Genomic DNA, 1744 nt, shown 5'->3' with positions numbered 1-1744 from the left:
ACTTACCCGACAAGGAATTTCGCTACCTTAGGACCGTTATAGTTACGGCCGCCGTTTACTGGGGCTTCAGTTCGCTGCTTCGCTTGCGCTAACAGCTCTCCTTAACCTTCCAGCACCGGGCAGGTGTCAGCCCCTATACGTCGTCTTACGACTTAGCAGAGACCTGTGTTTTTGATAAACAGTTGTTTGGGCCTATTCACTGCGGCTGGCTTTTACACCAGCACCCCTTCTCCCGAAGTTACGGGGCGATTTTGCCGAGTTCCTTAACGAGAGTTCTCTCGCTCACCTGAGTGTTCTCCACTCGACTACCTGTGTCGGTTTGCGGTACGGGTACCTATCTTCTCACTAGAAGCTTTTCTTGGCAGTGTGACGCTTGAACCTTCGCTACTCTAATTTCGCTCCTCATCACGCCTTGTGCTTACCAGTAACAAGCATTTGACTCATTACCACACTTGACGCTTAAACATGGCTTCCAGCGCCATGCGTTCTTTGCCTCCTGCGTCCCTCCTTCGCTGTTAACGAAGATAAGCAGTACAGGAATCTCTACCTGTTCTCCATCGACTACGCCTTTCGGCCTTGCCTTAGGTCCCGACTTACCCTGGGCGGACGAGCCTGCCCCAGGAAACCTTAGTCTTTCGGCGGATAGGATTCTCACCTATCTTGCGCTACTCATACCGGCATTCTCACTTCTAAACGCTCCATTTATCTTCGCAGTTAAACTTCGCCGCATTTAGAACGCTCTCCTACCACATGCATTACTGCACATCCACAGTTTCGGTACTATGCTTAGCCCCGGTAAATTTTCGGCGCAGCGTCACTCGACTAGTGAGCTATTACGCACTCTTTTAATGATGGCTGCTTCTGAGCCAACATCCTAGTTGTCTACGCAACTCCACATCCTTTTCCACTTAGCATAGATTTGGGGACCTTAACTGGTGATCTGGGCTGTTTCCCTTTCGACTACGGATCTTATCACTCGCAGTCTGACTCCAGTGCCTTGATCGCTGGAATTCGCAGTTTATCTGAATTCAGTAACCCCTGACGGGCCCTTCGTCCAAACAGAGCTCTACCTCCATGATCTTTCTAGCACCAGGCTAGCCCTAAAGCTATTTCGGAGAGAACCAGCTATCTCCAAGTTCGTTTGGAATTTCACCGCTACCCACAACTCATCCCCGCAATTTTTAACTTACGTGGGTTCGGTCCTCCAGTGCGCTTTACCGCACCTTCAACCTGGTCATGGGTAGGTCACTTGGTTTCGGGTCTACATCAACTAACTATCTCGCCCTCTTCAGACTCGCTTTCGCTCCGGCTCCGTCTTTTCTGACTTAACCTCGCTAATTAACGTAACTCGCCGGTTCATTCTACAAAAGGCACGCCATCACCCCTTAATGGGCTTTGACTATTTGTAGGCACACGGTTTCAGGTTCTCTTTCACTCCCCTCCCGGGGTTCTTTTCACCTTTCCCTCACGGTACTGGTTCACTATCGGTCACAATGTAGTATTTAGCCTTGCGAGATGGTCCTCGCTGCTTCAATCGGGATTCCTCGTGTCCCGACCTACTCAGGATCCTGCTCGGCGCGCTGGGGATTTCGCTTACGGGGCTCTCACCCTCTCTGGCTTACCTTCCCAGGTAATTCTGCTATCCTTTGCGCTGCCTTGTCGCAGTCCTACAACCCCAAATGATAAATCATCTGGTTTGGGCTCTTTCCGCTTCGCTCGCCGCTACTAGGGAAATCGATTTTTC

Annotated in this window: 1 rRNA gene; it reads right to left on the bottom strand. The window is 50.7% G+C overall.

Features of this window, described 5'->3' with window-relative positions:
- A 23S ribosomal RNA gene (locus H3R29_RS09065) occupies positions 1 to 1744 on the bottom strand; the annotation flags it as partial.

Source organism: Lactobacillus sp. M0393 (assembly GCF_016102025.1).
Lineage (GTDB): Bacteria > Bacillota > Bacilli > Lactobacillales > Lactobacillaceae > Lactobacillus > Lactobacillus melliventris.
Note: the sequence above shows the minus strand (reverse complement) of the source record. Positions and strands in the feature narration are given on the sequence as shown.